This window comes from Clostridium pascui (genome assembly GCF_016908015.1).
Taxonomy (GTDB): Bacteria; Bacillota; Clostridia; order Clostridiales; family Clostridiaceae; genus Clostridium_AK; species Clostridium_AK pascui.
The window spans coordinates 41,842-64,203 of the sequence record NZ_JAFBDB010000009.1; the positions used below are offsets into that span (position 1 = coordinate 41,842).

General features: G+C 32.6%; 23 protein-coding genes. 13 read left to right on the forward strand and 10 right to left on the reverse strand.

Translation table 11 applies throughout. The annotated features are described in order from the left end of the window. Positions 1-68: 68 nt before the first annotated feature. Genes JOC70_RS17210 through JOC70_RS17235 form a run of 6 tightly spaced genes read left to right on the forward strand, consistent with a single transcriptional unit; the run spans position 69 to position 5,627 of the window. Positions 69-1,031 (forward strand): Gfo/Idh/MocA family protein, encoded by a 963-nt coding sequence (locus JOC70_RS17210; protein WP_204600113.1) that lies wholly within the window; start codon positions 69-71, stop codon positions 1,029-1,031. A 45-nt stretch (positions 1,032-1,076) separates the two neighbouring features. Continuing rightward, the gene (locus JOC70_RS17215; protein WP_204600114.1) at positions 1,077-2,060 is read left to right on the forward strand and encodes a GNAT family N-acetyltransferase; all 984 of its coding nucleotides are present in this window, start codon (positions 1,077-1,079) and stop codon (positions 2,058-2,060) included. Positions 2,061-2,077: 17 nt separating this feature from the next. Continuing rightward, complete coding sequence (locus JOC70_RS17220) at positions 2,078-2,773, forward strand: WbqC family protein (RefSeq protein ID WP_204600115.1); 696 nt, start codon at positions 2,078-2,080, stop codon at positions 2,771-2,773. Next, positions 2,770-3,744, forward strand: a complete 975-nt coding sequence (locus tag JOC70_RS17225; RefSeq protein WP_204600116.1) for a CgeB family protein — start codon at positions 2,770-2,772, stop codon at positions 3,742-3,744. Before JOC70_RS17220 ends, JOC70_RS17225 begins: the two co-directional genes overlap by 4 nt. After that, positions 3,731-4,603, forward strand: a complete 873-nt coding sequence (locus tag JOC70_RS17230) for a UDP-3-O-acyl-N-acetylglucosamine deacetylase (protein ID WP_204600117.1) — start codon at positions 3,731-3,733, stop codon at positions 4,601-4,603. Before JOC70_RS17225 ends, JOC70_RS17230 begins: the two co-directional genes overlap by 14 nt. Next, complete coding sequence (locus JOC70_RS17235) at positions 4,596-5,627, forward strand: ATP-grasp domain-containing protein (RefSeq protein ID WP_204600118.1); 1,032 nt, start codon at positions 4,596-4,598, stop codon at positions 5,625-5,627. The genes JOC70_RS17230 and JOC70_RS17235 overlap by 8 nt, the downstream gene beginning before the upstream one ends. A gap of 61 nt (positions 5,628-5,688) precedes the next feature. On the opposite strand, the gene rlmH is transcribed toward JOC70_RS17235, so the two are convergent. The 6 genes from rlmH to JOC70_RS17265 form a co-directional block, all read right to left on the reverse strand. Beyond that, on the reverse strand, positions 5,689-6,168 hold the full coding sequence (gene rlmH, locus JOC70_RS17240; protein ID WP_204600119.1) for a 23S rRNA (pseudouridine(1915)-N(3))-methyltransferase RlmH: 480 nt from the start codon (positions 6,166-6,168) through the stop codon (positions 5,689-5,691). 117 nt (positions 6,169-6,285) lie between these two features. Further along, complete coding sequence (locus JOC70_RS17245) at positions 6,286-6,789, reverse strand: SEC-C metal-binding domain-containing protein (protein ID WP_204600120.1); 504 nt, start codon at positions 6,787-6,789, stop codon at positions 6,286-6,288. A gap of 97 nt (positions 6,790-6,886) precedes the next feature. After that, the gene (locus JOC70_RS17250; protein ID WP_204600121.1) at positions 6,887-7,450 is read right to left on the reverse strand and encodes a GerMN domain-containing protein; all 564 of its coding nucleotides are present in this window, start codon (positions 7,448-7,450) and stop codon (positions 6,887-6,889) included. A 14-nt stretch (positions 7,451-7,464) separates the two neighbouring features. After that, a complete protein-coding gene (locus tag JOC70_RS17255) occupies positions 7,465-8,250 on the reverse strand; it encodes an MBL fold metallo-hydrolase (protein WP_204600122.1) in 786 nt (261 codons plus the stop codon). An 18-nt stretch (positions 8,251-8,268) separates the two neighbouring features. Continuing rightward, positions 8,269-9,528, reverse strand: a complete 1,260-nt coding sequence (locus tag JOC70_RS17260; protein ID WP_204600123.1) for a UDP-N-acetylglucosamine 1-carboxyvinyltransferase — start codon at positions 9,526-9,528, stop codon at positions 8,269-8,271. Between the two features lie 210 nt (positions 9,529-9,738). Continuing rightward, positions 9,739-9,903 carry a DUF1540 domain-containing protein gene (locus JOC70_RS17265; RefSeq protein ID WP_204600124.1) on the reverse strand — a complete coding sequence of 55 codons (165 nt, stop codon included), beginning with the start codon at positions 9,901-9,903 and terminating at the stop codon, positions 9,739-9,741. A 149-nt stretch (positions 9,904-10,052) separates the two neighbouring features. Between JOC70_RS17265 and JOC70_RS17270 the strand changes: the two genes are divergently transcribed. After that, complete coding sequence (locus tag JOC70_RS17270) at positions 10,053-10,601, forward strand: 2'-5' RNA ligase family protein (protein WP_204600125.1); 549 nt, start codon at positions 10,053-10,055, stop codon at positions 10,599-10,601. A gap of 101 nt (positions 10,602-10,702) precedes the next feature. On the opposite strand, the gene JOC70_RS17275 is transcribed toward JOC70_RS17270, so the two are convergent. Next, on the reverse strand, positions 10,703-12,601 hold the full coding sequence (locus JOC70_RS17275; RefSeq protein ID WP_204600126.1) for a type I glutamate--ammonia ligase: 1,899 nt from the start codon (positions 12,599-12,601) through the stop codon (positions 10,703-10,705). 237 nt (positions 12,602-12,838) lie between these two features. On the opposite strand from JOC70_RS17275, the gene JOC70_RS17280 reads away from it, so the two are divergent. The 3 genes from JOC70_RS17280 (at position 12,839) to JOC70_RS17290 (ending at position 15,338) form a co-directional block, all read left to right on the forward strand. Further along, a complete protein-coding gene (locus tag JOC70_RS17280) occupies positions 12,839-13,216 on the forward strand; it encodes a DUF3783 domain-containing protein (RefSeq protein ID WP_243429175.1) in 378 nt (125 codons plus the stop codon). 24 nt (positions 13,217-13,240) lie between these two features. Then, on the forward strand, positions 13,241-13,909 hold the full coding sequence (locus JOC70_RS17285) for a helix-turn-helix domain-containing protein (protein WP_204600127.1): 669 nt from the start codon (positions 13,241-13,243) through the stop codon (positions 13,907-13,909). A gap of 82 nt (positions 13,910-13,991) precedes the next feature. Continuing rightward, positions 13,992-15,338 (forward strand): peptidoglycan-binding domain-containing protein, encoded by a 1,347-nt coding sequence (locus JOC70_RS17290; protein WP_204600128.1) that lies wholly within the window; start codon positions 13,992-13,994, stop codon positions 15,336-15,338. Between the two features lie 32 nt (positions 15,339-15,370). Here the strand turns inward: JOC70_RS17290 and JOC70_RS17295 are convergent, their stop codons facing one another. Further along, positions 15,371-17,137: a SpoIID/LytB domain-containing protein gene (locus tag JOC70_RS17295; RefSeq protein WP_204600129.1), complete on the reverse strand. Its 1,767-nt coding sequence runs from the start codon at positions 17,135-17,137 to the stop codon at positions 15,371-15,373. Positions 17,138-17,518: 381 nt separating this feature from the next. On the opposite strand from JOC70_RS17295, the gene JOC70_RS17300 reads away from it, so the two are divergent. After that, positions 17,519-18,040 carry a phosphatase PAP2 family protein gene (locus tag JOC70_RS17300; RefSeq protein ID WP_204600130.1) on the forward strand — a complete coding sequence of 174 codons (522 nt, stop codon included), beginning with the start codon at positions 17,519-17,521 and terminating at the stop codon, positions 18,038-18,040. 21 nt (positions 18,041-18,061) lie between these two features. On the opposite strand, the gene JOC70_RS17305 is transcribed toward JOC70_RS17300, so the two are convergent. Beyond that, positions 18,062-18,961, reverse strand: a complete 900-nt coding sequence (locus JOC70_RS17305; RefSeq protein WP_243429176.1) for a radical SAM protein — start codon at positions 18,959-18,961, stop codon at positions 18,062-18,064. 58 nt (positions 18,962-19,019) lie between these two features. Then, the gene (locus tag JOC70_RS17310; RefSeq protein ID WP_204600131.1) at positions 19,020-20,072 is read right to left on the reverse strand and encodes a YkvI family membrane protein; all 1,053 of its coding nucleotides are present in this window, start codon (positions 20,070-20,072) and stop codon (positions 19,020-19,022) included. Positions 20,073-20,194: 122 nt separating this feature from the next. Here JOC70_RS17310 and JOC70_RS17315 point away from each other — a divergent pair, with 122 nt between their 5' ends. Further along, positions 20,195-21,307 carry an outer membrane protein assembly factor BamD gene (locus tag JOC70_RS17315; RefSeq protein ID WP_204600132.1) on the forward strand — a complete coding sequence of 371 codons (1,113 nt, stop codon included), beginning with the start codon at positions 20,195-20,197 and terminating at the stop codon, positions 21,305-21,307. A gap of 77 nt (positions 21,308-21,384) precedes the next feature. Further along, a complete protein-coding gene (gene mnmL / locus JOC70_RS17320; RefSeq protein WP_204600133.1) occupies positions 21,385-22,320 on the forward strand; it encodes a tRNA modification radical SAM protein MnmL/YtqA in 936 nt (311 codons plus the stop codon). The last annotated feature ends 42 nt before the right edge of the window (positions 22,321-22,362 follow it).

The following is a 22,362-nucleotide window of genomic DNA, read 5'->3' on the forward strand; positions in this document are numbered from 1 at the left end:
TGCGTGGTGAATATGCTAATATATGGTGCTCCGGCATATAATTAGTATGTAATTGAGAGGTAATTGTAATGATGAAGCTTGCTTTGATAGGCTGTGGAAAATGGGGAAAAAATTATCTGAAAACTGTAAATGCAATAGAGGGCTGTGAATTGAAGTGGGCCTGCGACCTAGAGTATGAAAAGCTAAATCAAGCAGCTGCTGTTTACCCTCAGACCAGGTTCACTGAAAATAAGGCAGATATATTCAATGACGGTGAGGTACAGGGGGTTATTATAGCCACAACACCTGAAAGTCATTACATACTGGCGAAGGAAGCAATAAGCAAAGGCAAAGCTGTTCTCGTAGAAAAGCCAGTGACAATTAACAGTAAAGACAGTCATGATCTAATTGAATTGGCTGCTGATCAAAATACCGTATTGATGGCCGGCCATACATTGATTTACCATCCTGCTGTGAAAAGGATAAAGGGGCTTCTGGAAGAAAAACATATTATTGATGATCTATGTTACTTGAACATGTCCAGAACCAGTTCCACTTCTCAGGCTCCTAAAGTAGATGTTCTTCATGATCTGGCAGTTCATGATATTTATCTTTCACGCCACCTTATAGGGATGGATCCTATCTGGGTAATTGCCCATGGTGAAAAATATATTCAAAGTCCTTATAACAATGTTATCAATATACTGTTGGGTTTCCCCAATGGTAAAACAGCTTCTATATTTGCTAGCTTCATTCATACGGAAAAAACAAGGAAAATGACACTGGTTGCATCGAAAACAAAATTAGTATTTGACGATGTACAGACTGCCGATAGAAAGATCCAAATCTTCCATAACGGAGAGCAGGAGCATTTTTGGGCAGTGGAAGACAATTCGGAACCTCTGACACAGGAGTGTATTCATTTTATGGAATGCATTAGAGAACACAAGGAACCTCTTAGCGGCAGAAAAGATATAGAATTTGTAGCAAAAATAACTGATTGCATTTTGGAATCTCTCGCAAAAGTCGGAGAGAAAATCAACATCTTTTGATGGAGATGGTAAGCACTATAATCAGGAAAGTGTGGTGAAATTATATTGTTTGTAAAGAGATATTCAAAAGAGCTTGAGAATGAATGGGAGGGATTTGTGAGTTCCTCAGTTAACGGCACTTTTATGCAGGAGAGAAGATTTCTGGGTTATCATCCTTCAGACAGGTTTTTAGATCATTCCCTGATATTTATGGAGGATAAGGGAATCATTGCTGTTCTTCCTGCCGCCGTAGTACAACAAGAGGATAAACGCATCCTAGTTTCCCACCCCGGCGCCTCCCATGGAGGGCTCATAATAAAGTCCAGTCTAAGCACTAAAAAATGCCTGAAGCTCGTAAGTGCCCTTGTGGAATATTGTGCCATAGCTGGTTTTGACTATATACGGCTAAAACCTGTTCCAAAGGTTTACCATAATGAGCTTTCGGAACAACTTGACTTTGCTTTAAGGTTTTCTGGGTTTAGGCTTGAGTATACAGAGCTGGCCACAGTCCTTGAGCTAAAAAAAGGTGAGGAATCTTTTGTAAAGCGGGTAATGAGTGACACCGCTTTTCGAAACTATCAGAAGGCATTGAAAAGTGGACTATCAGTGGTGGAGGATGCCGATATAAATGATTTTTGGCCTATCTTAGAAAATAAACTTAAACATAATCATAATGCAAAGCCTGCACATACATTAGATGAAATCAAACATCTAAAAACTCTTTATCCTCACAGGATAAAACTCTTTGCAGCATATGAAGGAGTAACTCCTGCAGCGGGTGTTTTGGCATTTTTACTGAACGACAGAGTTATAAACTGTTTTTATATTGCCCACCACGATGGTTTCCAACATAAGCGGCCGTTAAACCTTATTTTTGGTCATATGATGGAATGGGGACTAAAAAACAGCTTTTCATATTTAGATTGGGGTATTTCCACTGAGGTAAAAGGAAGTAGAGTCAATACAGGGCTGTTTCGTTTCAAAGAAGGTTATGGAGGGCATGGGATACTTAGGGAATGCTATTTGTATGAAGTAAACAATAGCAAATAATTTAAAGGAGTAAGGTAATGAAATTAGCAGGTCATCAACCGAATTATATTCCCTGGCCGGGATATTTTGTTAAGATGGCACAGTGTGATATTTTTTTTATTTTAGATACTGCTCAGTTTCAAACAGGCAGTTCATTGGATAATAGGAATCTTATCAAAACTTCCCAAGGGACTCAGATGCTAACTGTGCCGGTGAAACGCAAAGGCATGGGCTTGCAGCGGTTTAATGAAGTTACTGTTATACCAGGCTTTAAAAGGCATCATCTTATGGCACTCAAAGTAAACTACGCCAAAGCACCCCATTTCAAAGAAGTTTTCCCCATGATGGAGCAGGTATTGCAAGATACCGGATATCTTATAGATACCAACATGGCTTTTATCAAGCTGGTATATGACCTGCTGGGACTTAAAACAAAGCTTGTGTTTTTATCAGATTTACCTCAATTTTCTGAGCTTCGAAAAAATGAACTAATAGCTGCAATCTGTCGCCACTTTTCTGCTGACAGTTACCTGTCCGGTATTGGAGGAATGGCATATATTAAGCCAGAGATTTTTGAAAAACAAGGTATTAAATTGGAGTATTTGGATTATGAACCTACAGCATATTCGCAGCTTTGGGGCAATTTTATCCCTAATTTGTCTATAGTTGATATGTTATTTAATTGCGGTGCGGAGGGCACACGCAAGCTTTTGTTGAAAGAGGTGCAATTATGAAAAGAATATTGTTTTTTGCACATAGTTCTAAATATACCCTTGGGCTGCCCCAGGGCTTTAGGGAACTTAATTGTCCTGTTTTTAGCCTGAGGGATTTAAGTAGAAGCTCTATAACAGACGCAATTGACAACTTTAGGCCTGATATTATGATAACAACGGGATGGGCTTACCGCAGGTATAGCCGTGAGCATATAGACGAGCTTACGAAAAGAGCTACTAAATATAAGGTGAAACATGTCTATTGGGCAACTGAAGATCCAAGATGGACTGAAAAGTGTTCCTTCAGGTGTATTGAAACCTATAAACCTAATGCAGTTATGACCATACATCCTGGTAGTGTAAATAAATACAGGGAGCTTGGGCTTCCCGCCGAACATCTTGATTTTGGCTGCAATCCGGAATTCAATAAGAATGAACCTCCAAGCAGTAAATATGATTATGATGTCGTCCTAATTGGGAATGGGGGACGAGAGTGGAAGTCATATCGGAAGGATAGCGTTCAGATATTACTTAAGCCTTTGGTGGAAAGGGGATATAACATTGCTATTTGGGGTAAGCGATGGGATCGTTTTAATGAGGAGCTAATGGGTTTTAAGATCCCAAAGCATATGCTTAAAGGTGAACTACCTTATGAGGAAACAAATAAAGTATATAATTCAGCTAGAATTATATTAGGTTTGCAAAATGACCATGACATGTTAACATCTAGGACTTTTGAAGTGCTGGGTTCGGGCGGTTTTCTGCTTACCGTACCAACACAATCTGTCACCAAGCTGTTTATAAATAATGTTCACCTGTCATGTGCCTCTTCCCAAGAAGATACAGTTAACTTGGTAAATTATTTTCTTAAAAATACCGCAGCACGGCAAGAAATAGCGCACAATGGTCAGCTGGAGGTTTATTTAAAACATAGTTATAAGGAACGCGCCAGACAAATTCTTGATTTCTGCAGTTTAGTTGAAAGGAATTGAAATTGAAATGGATAATCAGACAACTATTAAACAAAGGGTTTCTTTAATGGGTACTAGCATTGCTGGCGAAACTGATGCAAAGGTAACTTTTTATCCAGCTCCGCCGAGTACTGGTATAATATTTATCCGTAATGACCTGCCAGGCTGCCCTAAAGTAAAATGCTCATTTGAAAAAGCAAAGGTTGAATACAGATGGACTTCTCTTGTTGATGGAGATGTTCGCATCGAACACACGGAGCATGCCTTGGCAGCCTTATCAGGATTAGGTTTGGACAACGTATTTATTGAGCTGGAACAGGCCAGCCTGCCCGTAACAGAGGATTACAGCAGTAAAGAGTTCAAAAGAGCGCTCACGGAAGCTGGGATAGTGGAGCAAAATGCCAAGAAGGAAATGATAAAAATACTTAAGCCCATTATTGTATATAAACGTGAAAGCTTAGGGGATATGGAATATGAAAAGTTCCTGATAGCTCTTCCCTACGATGGATTTAAACTAACCTATGTGGTTGACTATCCCAATCTGCCTCAATTATCTCAAGTAGCTGAAATGGACATAACTCCTGAAACCTTTGCTAAAGAGCTGGCAGATGCCCGTTCTTATATAATTGAGTCAGAGATTGAAGATGTTGTAAACCTAACTGGGAAAGTCAGCTCAAATGTATTGGTAGTCAAATCCGGGGCTGAGTACAGGTCCTGGAAATGGCCCAATGAACCTGCCCGTCATAAAGTGCTTGACCTTCTCGGAGACCTTGGCTTACTTGGGAAAAAGGTACTGGGACATGTAATAGGCTTTAGATCCGGTCACCGGTTAAATCTAGAGCTGTGTAAAAAAATTTATGAGGAGTGTAATTATGAATAAAATCAATGGAACTCTCAGTGTATTGGTTACAGGTGCAGGTTCCGTATACGGGCAGGGTATTATCAGGTCACTGAAGGAATCGGTGCTTCCTGTTGAAACAATAGCAATTGACGTTAACCCATATTCCCTAGGTTTATTTTTTGCCGACAAAAGCTTTATCCCTCCACAGGTAGCAGATGAAGAAAGCTATTATATGTTTATTAAAAATCTTTGTATAAATCATCAGATTAAAGCGATATTTATCGGGTCTACAGCGGAGCTTCCCTTTTATTCAAGAAATAGAGAATCCCTTGAAAGATCTACAGGAGCAAAGGTGTTTGTAAATTCTCCGAGAGTGTTAGAGCTTTGCACCGATAAGTGGCTGACTATGTGCCATTTATCACGCTCCGGTTTTCAAATTCCTGCAAGCATCAGGTATCCTGAAGATGCTGGTATGCTCTCCTCATTTATTGAAAGTGCGGGGTTTCCCTTGATAGTCAAGCCGCGTTTTGGACGTGGCTCAGTAGGTGTTGTTCTGGTTAAGGATAAGCAGCAGCTGCTTGAAAATATAAAGGGTAAGGAAAGCTTGATTATACAGGAATACCTTACAGATGAGGATCAAGAGTTTACCGTAGGGATTTGTACAAATCAAAAGGGAGAGGTTATTTCCAAAATCGCTTTAAGGAGGTATTTGCTGGAGGGAGTTTCTATTGCTGCAGTTTCTGATGATTATCACCACATTGCAGATTATTGTGCGGTCGTTGCAAGTACACTGGGAGCCTATGGGGCTATAAATATTCAATTGCGCATTAAAGATGGTATGCCGGTAATTTTCGAAATAAATCCCAGATTCAGCAGTTCCACAGGGATGCGGTTACTATTTGGAATAAATGAGCCGGAAAGCTTAATACGCTCAGAAGTGCTTTGCCAGGAGGTAATACCCGGCAGCCCAGCAACTGGCCTTGTATTGAGACAATACATGGATAATTACTTCCCGCTAGATAAGCTTAACTCGCTTTCTACAGCCAGGCTTCACAAGATATAAATATTTACGTGAAAATTATTGAAAACCACGACTAATTAATTAGTCGTGGTTTTTATGTTTTTTATTTATGGTACGGTTCACCCTTTATTATTCTAAAAGATCTATATATTTGTTCTAAAAGCATTACCCTAAACAGTTGATGAGGGAATGTCATTTTGGAAAAACAAAGCTTATAATGGCACTTATTTAAAACTTCCTGTGAAATACCTAAAGAACCGCCAATAATAAAGGTTATATGACTGTTGCCTGATAAGGCACGGTCTTCTATAAACTGGGCAAGTTCATCAGATGAAATCATTTTACCTTTTAAATCTAACGCAATCACATACATATTATCCTTAATGTGTTTTAAAATTGATTGGCCTTCCTTAAGTTTAATATTTTCTTCATCTTTAGGAGAGGCATTTTCAGGAGTTTTTTCATCAGCGACTTCTACAATTTCAAGGCTGCAATATTTGGTTAATCTTTTTGAATACTCATTTATTGCGTCTTTAAGATATTTTTCTTTTAGTTTACCTACAGTTATTATTGTTATATTCATTTTAATTCTCCTAACAGATTGTAAGTTCAATATAAAATGCAGAAAGCCGGGAGTACCCGACTTTCAATTAAAATTATCAAACTTTATTAATACTGGTTAATGGTAACTAGCTGCTAATTAAGCTTCTTTACCACAGCATTTTTTGTATTTCTTACCGCTTCCGCATGGGCAAGCATCGTTTCTGCCTACTTTATTGTTATTAACTATAACCTTAGATTCCTTCCACTGATTACGAATTTCTTTTCTTTTTTCAGGGGAGAATACAGCTTCCCATTGAGGAAGAGTATAAAGATAATCAGCTTTAGCATCTAACATGTTAAAGTATAATTTGTCAAAGTCGATAGCTAAATTTAATTCTGTATTAGTATCTATAGCTTCTAAATCTAGAGGATTAATTAAGCTATCGTTTACTCCATCAATAAATCCCATAAAAAATATTGTAGAAGTATTGAAGTCATTAGCTAAATCTTCTAGTTTACCGCTAATTTCCTTTGTATGATTTGCAAGTATTTTAGTATATATATTTTTTTCTACAGCACCATATTCTTTCCAAAAAGCAGCTTCACCTTTTGTTTTAACATACTCTACAACCATATCTGTCCATTCTGTATATAAACTCATATCCATTCTCCTTTTGTAAAAAGTATAAAATTTTACAATAATATTATAATAAAAAAAATTAAAGATTTCAATTAAAAGCAAGTTAGAAAAAATATATTTATTTTTTTTCTAACTGTTCTACATCAAGCTTTCCTATAGGCTTAGAAATATTAAAATTACCACCTAATGTATCAATAGTTTTATTTTCTACCAATATCTTAATTTTATCAATTGAAGGCAATTGAGTAAGTGACCATATAAGACTTCTTAAGCAGGCTTCTTCAGCCACAGGAGACATAGTTAAGATGGCTTCTTTGCTTAAATTTACATATGCAATTCCGTCGTTAATAGAGAAACTTAAAAGTCTTGTATTTTTAGGTAAAATAGGGCTTAAGCTACTATTTACTGCAGGGCCCTTTATAAGTTCACGAACTATAATTTCACCAATAAGTTCATTTTCCTTAATAATTCGCTCTTCCTTAGTAATAGTTATTTTCTTATTATCTTTAGAGGAATTAAAGTACAAATTTAATTCTAAAGTATCATCATCAGCTTCAGATAAGGTAAATTGCTGTACTTTTTGCTTATTTTCTGAGCTTAAAACATCTGTTTTTTCACAACCTGAAAATGTAAAACTTAAAAATAGCATAAAAGAACACGATAAGATAATAGATTTTTTCATTAACTTCACCCCTTTTAAAACTCTATACATTTAGTGGGTGCACTTCTGTCAGCCATAAGCAAATCGATATCCTTATTTAATTTTAACTTGTTTTCTATAAGAATATTCTTTACAGTTTCGTAAGCTAGTTCAGGATAATTATTGGTTTTACTCAAGTGCCCAAGCATTATTCTTTTAAAGTTGCCATCCATTAAATTAATGATTGCTCTTCCACAATCATCGTTAGAAAGATGGCCTTCATTGCTTAATATTCTTCTTTTTAAAACATATGGGTAAGGGCCAAACTTTAGCATTTCTACATCATGATTACTTTCAAGCAGTATGGCATCAGCACCTTTTAAAGCTTGTTCTACTTCTTTAGAAAAGTAACCTAAATCTGTAGCAAGAGAAAATTTTTTATTATTGCTACAAATAGAATATCCATGAGGAGAAACAGCATCATGAGATATTCTATAGCTTAAAATATCCATGTCTTTAATATTTACATGATTATTTTCAATAATTTTTATGTTCTTTTCTTTGATTTTCCCAATTGACTTACTCATGGCTTCCCAAGTAAGAGCGTCAGTATATATTGGAATATCATATTTTCTTGATAAAACTCCAACACCTTTAGTATGGTCTGTATGCTCATGAGTAACAAATATAGCATCTATTTCATTAGGGGACTCCCCTATAGTTGATAAAGCATTTTCAATACTTTTCCCAGGCAATCCTGCATCAATTAGTACTTTAGACTTCTCTGTAGAAACTAATATGCTATTTCCACTACTACCACTATATAAAGAACAAAAAAACATATATTAATTCACCTTGCCTTAGGAATAAGATACGCGCTTAATATCTGCACCTAACTTATTAAATTTATTTTCTATATAAGGGTAACCTCTGTCAATATGTTCAATATTAATTACTTCAGTAACTCCTTCAGCAATTAAACCAGCTATTACCATAGCAGCTCCAGCCCTTAAGTCTGTAGCCTCTACTTTGGCTCCTTTAAGTTTATCTACTCCAACTATAGTGGCAATTCTACCATCTACTTTTATGCATGCACCCATTTTTATCAGCTCATCAACATGTTTAAATCGGCTTTCCCAGATGCTTTCATTTATTATACTTGTTCCTGTAGAAATACATAATAAAGTACTCATAGGTTGCTGAACATCTGTTGGAAATCCTGGATAAGGTAATGTTTTGATGTTAACTCCTTTTAGGTTTTTGCTGGATATAACACGTACAGATTCACCATTTTCAATAACTTCTGCCCCCATTTCTATAAGTTTGGCAGATATGGATTCTAAATGTTTAGGTATAACATTATTTACAGTAACATCTCCACCACAGGCAGCTGCAGCAATCATATAAGTTCCAGCTTCTATTTGATCTGGAATTACACTATAAGAACATCCTTTTAATTCCTCTACACCAGTTATTCTTATAATATCAGTTCCTGCACCTTTTATATTTGCACCCATACTATTTAGAAAATTAGCTACATCTACGATATGAGGTTCCTTAGCTACATTTTCTAGTGTGGTTATACCTTCTGCTAAAGTAGCAGCAAGCATGACATTAATAGTAGCTCCAACACTGACTACATCAAAGAAAATATTAGTTCCTATAAGTTTATCTGCTTCTGCAGTTACTACACCATCTTCAAGGGTAACTTTAGCACCAAGGGCTTCAAAACCTTTAATATGTTGATCTATAGGTCTTACACCTATAGGACATCCTCCTGGCATTTCAACTCTAGCCTTTTTAAATCTACCAAGTAAAGCACCTATAAGGTAATATGATGCCCTCATTTTTTTTACATCTTCACTATTAGCGTTATAGCTATTTAAAGTTGTACTATCTATAACAGCAGAATTATCCTTTATGGATACCTTACAACCTAAGTTTTCTATAATTCGTTCTATACAATGAACATCTTCTATATTAGGAATATTATCAATATAACAAGTTCCTTTACTAGCGATTATTGCAGCAGGTAATATTGCTACTGCAGCATTTTTAGCACCACTAATATCAATGCTTCCACAAAGGGGTTTACCACCATTGATAACTAACTTTTCCATCCCCGCATCCATCCTTATCTATAAATTTTTAATTTATATGTAAATTTACTGATGTAAATTGAAAAATTCATCACTATTTATTCATAACCCCTATTATATCATAAGTTCATATTATTTTAACATGAAATTTTAAAATATCTACAAGCATATTAAAAAAATAATTAAAAATCCAAAGGAATTATATAAAACCTTTGGATTTATAGGAAATTATTATTCTTTTTGGAAGCTACCGCAATCTGTACATTCCACAGTATTGGCTACAGATTCATGCTTTGATACTTGGATTTGATCAAGAGTGCAGTAATTATCATCTTTACAGTGAAATTTGCACTCATTAACTATACATGCTATACTATCATTGTGATCATGTCTCATAGTATAATCCCTCCTACATATTTTTCTATATTAATGCCAATAATATTTTTGATATAATTGACAAAGTTATTTTCCCACGAAGGATTTTTTATATACATGTGTAATTAATATTATTAAGATTTAATAAATACAATAATTGGGGGAAAAAAATGAAATATTATTTAGTTGCTTTATTTGATGAAGAATCACAAAAGTCAATGGAAGAAATGCAAAAAAAAATATCTAAAAAGTATAAGATATATCGTAGTACTCCTGCGATACATTTGACGCTAGAAGTTATAGATAATCCTAATTTAGAAAAGCTTATACCCATAATTCAAGATGTGTTAAAACCATATAAGAGGTTTAAGGTTTCTGTAAATGGTGCTGTATGTTTTGATCCACCTTATAAATCTGTCAATTTAAAAATTGAAAATAAGGGATATGCTATAAGAATTAGTAGAAATCTAAATGAAACTCTTAAGCTATCTGGATTTAATGTTAGGGAAAATATAGATAAATGGGACCTACATGTATCATTAGCTAATACAAATTATGCTGCAAGGGAATGGAGTAATAAGGAATATAATGCAGCATGTGAAGTTACTAAGATGGAGAATATGAACAGAATGGCAACAGTTGATAGAATTGAACTGTGGAAGCCTATTAATAATAAAAAAGAGATGATTGTAAAATCATTCCCACTAAGAGAATATTAAAAGGTATTAGGTATTTATATAGATAATAATTAAGGTAGAAAATTACCATTAGGTGATTTTCTACCTTAATTACTATCTATATAAAATTTCTTAGCAGTTTATTAAAAATCTAAAAGATTTTTCTTGTAATTAGAATACAGTTTTCTTAGTGTAGAAATTTTTTCATCTAATTCAAGTTGTAACTCAGATACTTGAGCATAATCTTTTTCATCTGCAGCATCTTTGATTCTTGTAAATAAGCTCTTAGTAGTATAAGTATCTTTCATTAAGTATTTTCTTAACTCATCAATAGCAATCCAATTAGATAAGTCCAAATCTAATGCGTTATCCATTGAATGAAGTTTCTTGTAGCTTCTTATCTCTTCAGCATAGTTATTTATAAGTCTAGTAGTTACTTCTGTAATCCATCTATTAATAGTTATTAATTTGAAACTATTAATAATTTTATCGCTTAATATATTTCCTTCTTTTAAAACAGCTAGTTTTTCAGGATATTTCTCAAAAGCTGTTAAATTTTCATATACTGTTGCAGGAACCTTTCCAAAGAAATTTTCACGTTCTTCTTCAGTGAAATCTTCAAATACATCTTCTTCACTTCTGTAAGCTCTATCTTTTTCTAAGTAATCAGCTTCTTCTCCAGGTTTTTTAGATAATTCTTTTAATAAATCGTCTTGAGATTTATTATTTAAAACTGAATATTTAATTCCATCTAGCATAGCTAGATATAAAGTAGAAATACACAGATAAGTATTAGTAAAAGGATTTGGAGCTCTTAGCTCGAATCTTGTTCCTAGAGGATTTTGTAAATCTCTTATTACACCTACTAGTATAGTTCGATTTCTAGAAGGAACTTCCACTGTATGGCCTATGGATGTGACAATACAAACAGGAGCTTCAAAGCCAGGCTTCAATCTTCTAAAGGAATCATTAGTGGAAGTAACAAATGGGTTTATTACCTCATAATTTTTGAGCATTCCCATTAATGAAGAGTAACCAATACCACTTAGGAAATGGTTCTTATCTGTAGCAAATAAATTCACTCTTTTTCCATTCTTTAATTTAAGGGAAATACCTACATGAACATGTTTTCCGCTACCAGCAACTCCATCTACTGGTTTTGCAAGGAACGTTACATCTAATCCATTACGTCTAAATGTTTCCTTTACAACTATTCTAGCTAGTAATTCATTATCAGCAGCTTGAAGTGGAGAGGAGTACTTCCAATCTATTTCAAGTTGTTCCATTATGTGAGTTAACTTACCGCTATCATCTAACTTAGCTTTTACTCCACCAACTTCTTTATGACCCATTTCAGGTTCTAATCCATAGTATTCTAAAAGTAATAAGGATTGTTCTAAAGCTGTTCTTACAGAACCTTTAGTTCTAGTCCAATATTGTTCATGAAGTACTTGAGATGTTGAGAGTTCTTCTGTTTCAGCTTTATCATTAGGGGTTTTAACCCAAAATTCAAGCTCTGTAGCAGAAGTTATTACTACATCTTCTATATCATCGAAGGTAGCATTAAATTCGGAAAGTACATAAGGATGGGATTTAAGTAATTCCATAAGAGAAGATTTAATGTGTTCAATTGAGCTTTTTAAAATATATCGAGAGTCTATTGGCTTATTTTCATGATATAAAAAACAAGGTATTCTAAGCGTACCAACAGGATTATTTGTTTCAAAGTCTATATGTTCATAGTTATAGTCTACAAACCAATTAGTATCAAGATCTGCAATCATATCAACTTTTGCATTATTTAAAGTTGCTATTCCAGGAAAGAAAACAGAAGAACCATCTGTTTGTACTCCACCTGTTAAAAAGGTAGACATATCCTCTAAAAAAAGCGGAACTGGAATCTTTTCATCAGTATCATTACCAGAAAGGTCTATTCCCACAAATGAAACAAATTTTATTTCAGTATGAGAACTTAGTATTGAACGCAAATTTTCTTCTGAATGCATGGTAGGTGGTATTAAATACAGCAAGTCTTTTAACATAGTTGACCTCCTTAAAATAACTAATATTTATGTTTACATTATATTATAGTCTATATAAAAAATATATGCTTGATTGTACAACTTGCTATAACTTTTGTCAATGATTCCTATCAGTAATTCTTATCGATAATTATGAAATATGTTTTTTATAGATAATAAATAATGTATAATGATTAATAATGGAAATAAGAAATTGATATTATATAATTAATTATAAAGGAAGGGAGTGACTTGATTTTGGAGAATGATAAGATGATATTAATATATGGGTTAAATGAGCAAGAAAGTAATACATTTAAAAAAATAGCATCTGAGTATAACTTGCCAAAACACAAGATTATTAGAAATGATATGGGTAAAATGACAATTAGGGACATATTAAATGGTTTGAACTTAGAAGTATTTAATGTAAATTTACCAGAAGAAAAGATAATTCTCTTTAATAATTTTACTGATGAACAATTAAAATACACCATAAATCTTATAAGAGGAACATTTGATTTTTCACCTATATTAGCTGTAATTACTCCAACTTCTATAGAATGGACTTTTGAAAATTTACTTGAGCACTTAATTGAAGAAAGAGAATGGTTTAAAAAGCAAAAAAATAAATAAAGATGATTTTACGAGGTGATACTAATGAGCAGAATAGGAGAAAAGATAAAAAATATTAGAATAGAAAAGGGATTAACACAAAAACAGTTAGGTAAAAAACTTGGAGTAGCCGAGGGGTTTATCAATGAAGTTGAAAGTGGAAGAAAGGTTATAAATCAATCTCTTATAGATAGAATAGGAAAGGTATTAGGAAAGGACTTAAATGATATAACTATGTCCTTTGAAGAAGAAGTATATAAAGAGGAAAAACAGACTAAGTTTGAATACCAACCTAAAAAGGAAAAGATAAATGATGTATGGAATGAAGCGTTTGGGTCTGTAATTAAAAATGTACCAATATATTCATATGAGTTAAACAAAATGTTAGGACATAAGAAAATGCCTATAATAGAAAATAAAATAGAAAGTTTTCCCCAAGATAAGGTAGTATTTTTGCAAATGCAAGATGATGAAATGATGGGATTTAGAATTGCTAAAGGTGATATAGCATTTGCAAATCTAACTAATGAAGTGCAAAACAACTCCATATGTCTTGTAGAGTATGGGAATGAAAGAAAAATAAGACAAATAAAAATTTTAGATAGCAATAAAGTTTTGCTTATAAGTAATGCAGGGAGTGTAAGAACAGAAACTATAGAAAAGAAAAGTTTAAAGATAATAGCAAAATTAAATAAATTAGAAATAACTCTCTAAAAAATAAAAGTTAAATAAATGGCAACAAATTAGTCATTACTTCATATTTATAATAATGAATAAATGATATAGGAGTAATATTATGGCCATAGGCAGGCTAAAAGTTCAAGTTTTTAGAGGGAATTCACTTACACCTGTAGATAATGCAAGGGTAACTATACTTCCTAGTAATGGGCAGCTTACAAGAGAAGCTCCAAAAGTACTTAGGAGTGATTCTTCAGGTATTACAGGAGAACTAGAGCTTACAGCTCCTCCACTAGAATATTCACAGATACCTACAGATAACCTTCCATATAGTTTATATGATATTAGGATTGAGGCAGATGGATTTGTGCCTCAATTTATAGAAGGGTGTCAGGTGTTTCCGGATGTGGTTGCACTTCAACAAAGTAATCTTATTCCTCAGGCTACAAGGCAAGTACAGGTAGAACAAGAAATAATTATTGAACCAAATACATTAGTTGGAAATTTTCTACCCAAGATACCGGAAGATCCAAATAGGCCAGATCCACCGCCACCTACAGGACTTGTAGTTTTACCTGAGCCTGTAGTTCCTGAATTTATAGTAGTTCATGCTGGAAGACCTGATGATGATTCAGCACCTAATTATACCGTGAGGTATAGGGACTACATTAAAAATGTGGCATCTTGTGAAATATTTTCTACATGGCCGCAAAATACAATTAGGGCAAATGCTATGTGTATAATATCTTTTACATTAAACAGAATATACACAGAATGGTATAGAGGAAAGGGTAAAAATTTTGATATTACAAGTTCTACTGCTTTTGATCATGCCTTTAGTTATGGTAGAAATATATATGATACGATAAGTGTTATTGTAGATGAGTTGTTTGCAACCTATATGAAAAGACCCGATAGGAAGCAGCCATTACTTGCTCAGTATTGTGATGGTGTGAAGGTACAATGTCCAGGATGGCTTACACAATGGGGAAGTAAATTTCTAGGTGATCAGGGAAGAACTCCATATGAAATATTAACGAATTTTTATGGTAGTGATTTATCTTTAACTCGTGCAAGGGAAGTAGAAGGTATTCCCCAATCGTATCCCGGAACACCTCTGCGTCAAGGGAGTAGAGGAACTGATGTTAGAACAATACAAACTTATTTAAATAGAATAGCACAAAACTATCCTGCTATTCCAAAGGTAAGAGTAGATGGAGTATTTGGAACAGAGACCACAAGGTCTGTAACTGTATTCCAACAAATATTTAATTTACCTCAAAATGGGGTAGTAGATTATGCTACTTGGTATAGTATATCAAATATATATGTAGCAGTTACGCAAATAGCAGAGCTAAGGGGTATAGAATGCAGTGAGTCTAAAAGTGGAATTTTTGTACCCCCAGCATATGGCATACAGACTAAAAACTTTATACCAACTGCAATGTATCCAGAAGAATATTAAAAAATTTCCCGGAAAATTTTCCGGGAGATTTTTTAATATAGTTTAGTTAAGTTTATATTTTTATAATATGTGTTTAGAATAGATTTGAAATCCTTTCCGCTCTTAGACAGTGACATAGCTCCATATTGACTCATACCAACTCCATGACCATATCCACCACCGTATATTATAAAAGTATCATCAACTTCCTCAATAGAAAAAAATGAGGAGGGTAGAAAATTATTATTTATCAATGGATCACCTTTATGCCTTATAATAGGTATTATTTCACCAGTGTAATCATTACTAAGTCTTATAGCACTCCTAATATTATAGTCATTTTGTACATTTACTGTTGCGTTAGAAAATATAAAGCTTATTTCTATTATATTTCCATATTTGCTACGCTTAGTTGTTTTAATATCTTTTAATTCTTTAAGGTCCGGAAAGTCTTTAGATGAATTGTTAGACTTTACAGTTACGTAATCCTTTCTATTTTGAAATAAGTACTTAAGTGATTTTATAAGTGATTTTTCAAGGGAATTTTTTTTAATTTCTACATTCCATCTAAAATAAGGAGATTCTAAATCTACCGCATCATATTTTGTACTCTTAAAAAACTGTAACCATTCCGATTCGGTTACTGGCAGTTTATTAACATTATTAATATAATATCCTGTAAAATAATAATCTTTATTCTCAGAAGTTCCATATTCTTTGAACCATACATCATCATACAAAGTTCCTAGGCCTGGGGAAGTTGAGTAGTATTTAGCATCTATAGGTTGATCTTTGTTTGTCATAATTAGTCCTTTAGTTAAATTGACAGCTTCAATTGCCATGGAATTAGTAGGAGTATTGTTATAAACTTGACTTTGAGTACTATCATCTACATAAAATCCAAGTTCTGCAAATCTACATTGCAGCATATCAGATAATGCATAAGTTCTTGCAGCGATGGCTTGGCACTTTAAGGATTCTAAACCTCCAATGGTTGGCATTTCAGAGGGAACAACCTTAATTAGATAATCTTCCAGGGAGATTTCATTAATTATAAGCAACTTATTGTCCTTTTCAGAAGTTATTTCAAGAATTCCGCTATACGAAGGAATAAAATCAGGGATACCTCTTCTTATAGAATTAATCCTTAAGTTTTCGCCTTTTAAATAAAGTCTTTCTTTAAATTTCAATTCTTTATCATTGAATAAAACTGTATTTGGACTAATGGTAATCTTACTATTTTTCGATATATCTAGTTTTAAGTTTTCTCTTAGACTATAGAGTAGAGCAGAAGATAAACATTCTATTTCAATATTTGGATGATAAATGGATGAAAATTTTGTAGTAGATATTCCAATTCTCATATTAGTATAGTCCTCTGGGGTGATAATAAAAGTTTTTAATTTACTTTTGCTATCAAGATATATATTTAAATTATTTTTTCCCACCAATATCTTTTGACTGTCAGAAGGTATAAGTATCTTGCCATCATAAAAGTAATATTGAGATTTAGATGCAAGGCCTATAGGGCCATTTTTCTCAAGATCATAAGTATTAATATCTTTTTTCATTATGCGATCCTTTAAAGGTAATTCTTCTTTAAGTGAGAATATACCTATAAAGTTATATTTATAGCTTAAGACTGTCCCCAAACCATAAGTTTTTGATAGTTTAACTTTATGAGGTTTATTATTTATGTATACTTTTGTATAGTCATTATATTTTCCAGCTACTACTGCATGAGTAACCTTCCTTGGGAAAAGCAGTATAAAGGTCAGTATAATTAAGGAAAGTATTAATACATTCTTAATCCTAAACAAATTTTCACCCCTCAAAGTAAATTCTAATAATTTATGAATATTATAATTTTATATAAATTATAACTCATTGTTTTTGTAAAAACATTAATAATAAGTTATAATTTATATAAAGTGTTTATTTTATACAGTAACACAATGGTAATTTTATGTATATCTTAGGGGGAAGGTTAATCTCTTTTAAACATAAAAATGAATAGGAGGTGAGGGCTGCTTTTACAGTGAATAGATTTCATTTACAGCAGCTTCCCTATGGAACATCTTTATAATGTATTCCTTTGTAAATGGAAGGAAATATCGAAACGAGCAGTATTTACTTTACTAATTCCAATTATAAGCGTGATATATCCTATTCTAAATACCCCAAGTGTAAGGTCAGTTGTTATGCATACATTTATAGACGATGTCATTCCTTTTAATGCTTTTTTTGTAGTGCCATATATGCTGTGGTATGCCTATGTAGCGTGGTTCTTATTATATCTTTGTATAATAGATAAGGATAATTACTTCAAACTCTTGGCATGCTTAGCAATAGGAATGCTCATAAGCTATGGAGTGTTTTATCTCTATCCATCCCATGTGCCAAGACCCATAATAATAAAGAACGATGTTTTTTCACAGATGGTGGTATTTATATACCAAAGGGATAATCCTTACAACTGTTTTCCAAGTGTTCATGTTTTAAATTCATTGTTAGTTGCTATGTATGTAAATTCAAGCGATAAAGTAAGCATAACAGTGAAAATAGCTTGTAGTGTGCTAGCTACTCTAATAATTATGTCCACTTTGCTTATAAAGCAGCACTATTTTGTAGATGCAATAGGGGCTATATTTTTAGGATGTATATTATTTAAATTGATGAACATTGTAACGACTAAGCAGATAAAACATACAAGAAACCTGTAGATAATATTATCTACAGGTTTTTTAGACGCCCCTCATATCAAATTTAGGAACAAAGCTTTCTTTTACTGTACCCTCTTCTTGTATAAATCCTTGGGTAATTCCCATAGAAATACAATAATCTATGAATGATTCATATACTTTTGGATTTACAGGCTTGTTTATTTCAGGATAATCTTTAGCTTTATTTAAAGGAGTATATTGATTCATTATGCTAACATATACTAAATCATTAAATCTATTATAAATATAATCTATTATTTTTTTTGAATCAAACAAAAGTCCTGGCAGCATCATATGCCTTATTATAACACCCTTCTTTATTATGCCATTTTCATCAAACTCACATTTACCAATTTGGTTTACCATTTCTTCAATGGCTAGTGAAGCATGTTTAAAGTAATTAGGAGCATTAGAGTATTTTATGGCGAATTTATCATTATAATACTTTAAGTCAGGCAGATATATATCAATGTAGCCCTTCAAAGATTTTATGGTTTCCAAGTTCTCATAGGAACTAGTGTTGTATATTATAGGTATACAAAGGCCATTAGCTTTAGCTATATCAAGAGCTTCTATTATTTGTGGAACATAATGAGTAGGAGTAACAAGATTTATATTATGAGCACCATTTTCTTGTTGCTCTAAGAAAATTCTACTAAGTCTTTTTATAGATATTTCTTTTCCTACATGGTTTTCACTAATTGAATGATTTTGACAAAATACACAGGATAAGTTGCACTCTGAAAAAAATACTGTACCAGACCCATTTGTTCCAGAAATACAAGGTTCTTCAAAGTGATGTAAAGATACTCGTGCTACCTTAGGATTTATAGCTGCCATGCAAAATCCTTTTTCATTATTTAACCTATTTACATCACAATTTCTTGGGCATAGTCTACACTTAGAAAGTATACTTATCAAATCAAACACCTCATTAGTTTTAATTATAAATAATAATTATACAACATATAGTATTATTTTAAAACATCTGTTTATTTTTAAAATAAAATATAAAGCATTGAACTATAAATATTATTCCCACAACTCCAAAGGCAGGATATAAAAAAGTTATAAGTTTCACAAAACCTATTTGAGAAATTAAAATAGCTAAAATCAGTATAAGAAAACATGCATTTTTATAAGGAATTTTAAATTTCTGTTCTAGAGTCTTGCTAACACTAAATACATCAGAAACCTCAGTAGAAAACATTTCAAGCCAAATAATAGCTAGAAGCATTACTTGAATTACTCCTCCAAATCTATTTGAAACATATAATAGTGGAATTTCATAGTTAAATATATAAGGAATATTTAAAATTAATAGGAGATTTATTATTAGCGATAGTATAGTCAGCCCTAAAGCACCAATTACAATTCCTATATAAACAATTTTAAAGTTGTTTATTTCCCGGCTTAAAGGTACCATTACTCCACTAGATGATAATATATTAAAGCTGCCATAAAGAAGGCAGGAAAGTAGCCAAGGAGATTTATAAGGTTTAATACTCTTTATATAGGAAGCACTCATATTATCGTAAAATAAAAGATATAGTATAAATACTGTTATTATTACTAAAAATAATGAAGGAACTATAATTGAGTTTACCTCTATAAGACCTTTGGTATCACGAAGAAGGAAAATAATTGCTAAAATGGCCATAATAATAAGTCCAACCCATTTTGAAACATTAAAGTATTGATGTATTAAGGCACCACTTCCTGCAAGAATAATTGAAGCACTACTAAGTAAAAACAATGTAGTAAATATATGAGTAGCTTTTCCAAGCAAACCTGGGCTTATAAGCATTATCAAGTCGTTATAAGATTTTAAATTATACTTTTGAGATAAATTTACTATTATATAATAAGTGAATATATATAACATACAGCATATGCCTATGCCTATAAAGCTTTTATATCCATAAGTTGAGAAAAATTGTTTAATTTCTTGACCGGAGGCCAGTCCAGCTCCTACAATAGTGCCTATAAAAACTGCAGAAATTTGTAAAGTGGTAATCATTTTCTTAATCATGTTTTCTCCTTTTATTAAATACTTTTCCATATATGTATATATATAATTTATAAAAAAATGATTTTTCAACTAAAAATTTATTTTTGTGAAAGACTATATTAAAAGATGAAGGAGGAATTCCTGTGAAAATGAAAAAGTGTATCAGCCTAATTTTAAGCTTATTAGTTATCGTATCTTTATGTGGCTGTGGGCTTATGTCTTCTAAGAATAAGCAAAGTGAAGAGCCAGCCAAGGAATTTGATATAAAAGCAGCAGAAAGCATTGCGGAAAATTACATAAAGTACTTAATGCAAGAGGATTATGAAAAGGCCAACAAGTTTTATTCAAAAAAGTTATCCAAGACAACTAAAAGTACAGAAAAACAACCATTGAAAATAAAAGGATATAGTATTGATGAAGTTAATGAGGTGGGGAATTCAGGTCTTTTTAAAGTTAAAGTCATCAGATCTAATGAAACTGAACCATATGCATCCTTAGATGAATATTCTATCAAAGTAATACAAGAAGAGAAGGAATATAAAATAGAAGATATACAAAGTACTTCAGAAAAGGAAGCGAGAGCAGATAAAAGTCAAATAAGATTAAAAAGTAAAAGTAATGTGGAGTCAAATTTAATTATAGACACAGCAGGGCTACCCAATTACGCATTCTCAAAGGATGACAAAGCAAAAACTCACAAGATACTAGTGCCTAAAGATAATTATGGATCTATGTCATTTAGCTTTCATGGATATGATATAGCAGTAACCACATACAATGATAGATATTCTTTTGCTGGACTTATAAGAGTAGATGAAAGTATGCCAACACAGGGAGGACAAAGCGAAGGAGGACAGGGAGATCAGGGAGGCCAGGGCCAAGGCCAGGGAGGTGCAGCTGGAAGCGGCTTAAGAGAAAAGCCTATAGGGAAGGAAATTACGGCTCTTGATATACTGGAAAATGCTAAAATAAATTTTTTAACTTTTTCATCAGACGAGAAATATATACTTATGCAATATACCAAAAATGGTGGAGGAAAATGCATAAGAATATATGCAAGTGAAGGTGGAGATTTAATACCTTATGAATTTGAGCAAAACTATCCCATAGATAAAGTTGATATAGTATATTCCTGTTTTAGTGAGGAAGTATTAAATTATGAGGTTATTCCACGTACAAATTCAGATAAAGCTATAGGAAAATATATAGGAAGATGGCAATTGGATTTAAAAGAATTTAAGCCTTCAAAGATGTAGAGTTAATTGAAAGGAAGGTACTCATAAATTATAATATTTATGAGTACCTTATTACTTAAAAAATAAGAGGTGTATATATGATAAGTTTTGGAGACAAAAGATACAATAGTTTAAATTATTTTCTTAGAAATAAGTTTGGAGGTAAAATATTCAAGATATCCTTAGATGCAGGGTTTTCATGTCCTAACAGGGATGGAACCATCAGCAGTGGAGGATGTGTATTTTGTAGTGCCAGAGGTTCTGGAGATTTTGCAGGGGATAGAAAGTTTTCTATATCCAATCAATTTGAAGATAGAAAAAAAATGATGAAAAATAAATGGAAGGAAGGAAAATATATAGCATATTTCCAGGCATATACTAACACATATGCTCCAATAGAGGAGTTAAGGGAAAAATATAATCAAGCATTAGAAGAAGATGGAGTAATAGGACTTGCTATAGCTACTAGACCTGATTGTCTAAATCAAGAAGTTTTAGATTTGTTAAGTGAAATCAATAAAAGGACTTACTTATGGATAGAACTAGGATTACAAACAATTCACGAAAAAACAGCAAAAGTAATTAATAGGGGATATTCCTTAGAAGTATTTGAAAAAGCTTTAAATGAACTTAGAAAGAGAAATATAGACGTAGTAACACATGTAATATTTGGACTTCCAGAGGAGAAAAAAGAAGATATGCTTGAAACTGTGAAATATCTATCACATCAAGATATTCAAGGAATAAAGTTTCATTTACTTCATTTAATGAAAGATACTCCTATGGTAAAGTTATATGAAGAAGGAAGATTAAAATTTTTAGAGCAAGAAGAGTATATAGATATAATATGTGAAGCAATTACAATGCTTCCAGAAGATATTGTTATACATAGGCTTACAGGAGATTCCCCCCGAAATCTACTTATAGAGCCACAGTGGAGTTTAAAAAAATGGGAGATATTAAATAGTATAGATAAAAGTCTTCAGGAAAGAAATTTATATCAAGGATTGTATTATAATACAAAAAATCACTGATAATTTTGTAATTTATGTAAATTGAGTAAATATTGTCTAGAT